The sequence below is a fragment of the Arthrobacter sp. Y3225116 genome (assembly GCF_059091245.1).
This window is the reverse complement of record NZ_JBNHGL010000303.1, coordinates 1-2,946: the sequence shown is the minus strand read 5'-3', so window position 1 is coordinate 2,946 and position 2,946 is coordinate 1. Positions and strand designations below refer to the sequence as shown.

4 protein-coding genes and 2 tRNA genes are annotated in these 2,946 nt (G+C 66.4%); 5 read left to right on the top strand and 1 reads right to left on the bottom strand.

From position 1 onward, the window contains the following. The 5 genes from AC5RV2_RS16495 to AC5RV2_RS16475 form a co-directional block, all read left to right on the top strand. Window positions 1-427 (top strand): DUF3566 domain-containing protein (locus AC5RV2_RS16495; protein WP_494093231.1); only part of this gene is annotated, 427 nt, incomplete at its 5' end. 60 nt (window positions 428-487) lie between these two features. Beyond that, window positions 488-561: transfer RNA gene (locus AC5RV2_RS16490), tRNA-Ile, on the top strand. A gap of 35 nt (window positions 562-596) precedes the next feature. After that, window positions 597-713: a DLW-39 family protein gene (locus tag AC5RV2_RS16485; RefSeq protein WP_493978246.1), complete on the top strand. Its 117-nt coding sequence runs from the start codon at window positions 597-599 to the stop codon at window positions 711-713. 36 nt (window positions 714-749) lie between these two features. Beyond that, window positions 750-822 (top strand) — tRNA-Ala (locus tag AC5RV2_RS16480). A 158-nt stretch (window positions 823-980) separates the two neighbouring features. Then, the gene (locus tag AC5RV2_RS16475; RefSeq protein WP_494093230.1) at window positions 981-1,886 is read left to right on the top strand and encodes a DMT family transporter; all 906 of its coding nucleotides are present in this window, start codon (window positions 981-983) and stop codon (window positions 1,884-1,886) included. A 3-nt stretch (window positions 1,887-1,889) separates the two neighbouring features. Here AC5RV2_RS16475 and AC5RV2_RS16470 read toward each other — a convergent pair whose 3' ends face one another. After that, on the bottom strand, window positions 1,890-2,729 hold the full coding sequence (locus AC5RV2_RS16470; protein WP_494093229.1) for a glycosyltransferase family 2 protein: 840 nt from the start codon (window positions 2,727-2,729) through the stop codon (window positions 1,890-1,892). Window positions 2,730-2,946: the final 217 nt, after the last annotated feature.

Sequence of the window (2,946 nt, the reverse complement as noted above, 5' to 3'; positions counted from 1 at the left end):
CGCACAGCGCCCGGCCGGCCAACCCGCCCGTCCGGGACTCGTGCGCCCGGCTCCGAAGGCCAAGGTCCGCCGCGCCCGCCTGCTGGTCAGCAAGGTCGACCCGTGGTCGGTGCTGAAGATGGCCTTCCTGCTCTCCGTTGCCCTCGGCATCGTCACCGTGGTGGCCTCCATCGTCCTCTGGACGACGCTGGACATCACGGGCATCTTTGACCGGGTCAACGGGCTGCTGACGGAAGTCGCGGGCACCGAGGGCGGCGGATTCGACCTGCGGTCCTATGCCTCGCTGGGGCAGGTGGCGTCCTTCGCCACCATCATCGCCGTCGTGAACGTGGTCTTGCTGACCGCGCTGGCCATGCTGTCCGCGGTGCTTTACAACATCTCGGCGACGCTGGTCGGCGGCATCGGGGTCACGCTGACGGACGACTGAGCGGATTTGAAGTTCCGGCCCGGCGTACTGTAAAGTCGTATCTCGGCCCGCAAGGGCAGGGGGCGTATAGCTCAGGCGGTTAGAGCGCTTCGCTGATAACGAAGAGGTCCCAGGTTCAAGTCCTGGTACGCCCACGGATGACTGATCCCACCGATGTCGGGAGGACACCGTGAAGAAGTTGCTGCTGATGGCAGCCGCGGCCGCGGGTGTCTTCGTGTACAAGAAGTGGCAGGAATCCGAAGCGGAGAAATCCGCTTGGAGCCGCGCGACCGACAAGGTCGAGTGACTCTGGCATCATCCGGTCCCACGGACCGGACCCTCCGGGGGCATGGCGCAATTGGTAGCGCACCTGCTTTGCAAGCAGGGGGTTAGGGGTTCGAGTCCCCTTGCCTCCACCGGAAATGCGAGGCCCCGATCTACGGATCGGGGCCTCGCTGCGTTCGCGCCCCCACTGCTGCTCCCCCGCTGCGTTACCTCGCCCCCGCTGCGTCCGGTCCCCCGCTGCGTCCGCGGCGGGATGGGGGTTGGCCGGGTTCACCCCTAGGCTGAAGGTGTGATCATCTTCCTGGCCACGCTGGCCGTGCTCGGCATCTCCGCGTCCGGGCCCATCATGGCTGCCACTGCCGCCCCCGCCCTGGCCATCGCGTTCTGGCGGAACATCATCGGCGCCGTCGTGATGGGGGTACCCTCGGCGATCGGCCGGCGCCAGGAGTTCCGGAAGCTGACGACGTCGGACATCGGCTTCAGCGCGGTGGCGGCCGTCGCGCTGGCGCTCCACTTCGCCTGTTTCATCACCGCGTTGCAGCTGACCTCGGTGGCGGCGGCGACTGCTTTGGTCTGCCTGCAGTCGGCGTGGATCGTCCTGTTCAACCGGCTGCGCGGCATTAAGGCGTCCCGGCTGATCCTGTGCGGTGTTGGGCTCGCGTTCGCCGGCGTACTGGTGATCTCCGGGTTCGATATGCGGCTCTCCAGCGAGGCGCTGCTGGGCGACCTGCTTGGCCTGGTCGGCGGGGCCATGGCCGGGGTGTACACGATGGCCGGCGGCCGGGTGCGGCGCCGGCTGTCGACCGGGCCGTACACCACCATCTGTTACGGCTTGTGCGCACTCATCCTGCTGGCTATGGCGCTGGCTTTCGGACAGCCGCTCACAGGGTTCCCGCCACAGGCCTGGGCCGGAATCCTGGCCGTGACCGTGGTGGCCCAGTTGCTGGGTCACTCGGTGCTGAACCATCTGCTGGCTGTCTTGAGTCCGCTGGTGGTTTCAATGATCATCCTGCTGGAAATCCCCGGAGCCGCTGCCCTGGCGGCCGTGTTCCTCGGCGAGACCCTTCCGTGGGGCACCTATGCGGGGCTGGCACTGATCCTGGCGGGCCTGGCCGCCGTCGTGCTCTCCCAGAACAGGTCCAAGGTGCAGGCACGGAACCCGGTGCCGGAAGCCAGCGGACCCGGGACGGACTAGCGGCTACAGCCCGCCGCGCGTCACGCGGACCTGCGTGCGGGCCTGGTGAACCCGGCGCAGCAGCTTCGCGGGGTAGTAGACGCTCATGAAAATCAGCATCGGCACCCGCGCCATGCGGCGGTCGATCTTGTGCACGTTGTACGTCCGGTCGAAGCGCGTGACGTAATACCGGTAGTCCTTGGGCGAATCCTCCAGCCGCCGGGCCGACATTCCACTGATCATTTCCGGCACGTACTGGATCCTGAGCGCGTGGTCGGCCAGATGCACGGAGATATCGATGTCCTCGTGCATCTCGTCCGCCTCATCACGGCAGACCTCGTTGCGGATAATCTCCCAGGCGCCGCGGCGGATGGCCATGTTGGATCCGAAGAGGAAGTGGTATTGCTTCTTGGCCAGTTTCAGGACGAAGCGGCGCAGGCGGTCGTCGGCCTGGAGGCCGAAGCGCCGCAGCGGCATGTCGTAGTACAGCACCGGGCCGGTGCAGGCCATCACTTCCGGGTCGGCGAAAGCCGCTTGCACGCGCTCAACCCAGTCGGGCTCCAGGACGGAATCAGCGTCGATCCTGCCCAGGACTTCTCCGGTGGCATGGTCCAGACCGAAGTTGCGCGTGGGGATCAGGCCTTGCTCCGCATCCTGCTCGAGCAGGATCAGGGGAACATCGGGGTATTCGTCCTGCATCGCGCGGACCAGGTCCGCTGTCCCGTCGGTCGATTTGTTGTCCACGACGATGATTTCCCACGGAGCCACGGACTGGCACACCGCGGCGAAAATGCATTGGCGGATGACCGACTCTTCATTGAAGGCCGGGATGACGATCGACACGCTGGGCGCAGCACTTCTCACGGCATGAAATCTATCAGCAGGTTTGCCGGGAGTCCGGGATGCCGGTCGTGAAGGGGTAGGACGGGAGAGCAAAATGGGAGCCCCCCATCGGGGAGCTCCCATTACCGCGTGTGCTGAAGGAAAACTACTTCTTGGTGTCCTTCTCGGCGGCAGCGTCGGCTGCTTCGGCGGCCTTCTGGCCGGCCGCCCGCGCGGAGCGGGTGGGGCCGCTGCCGGT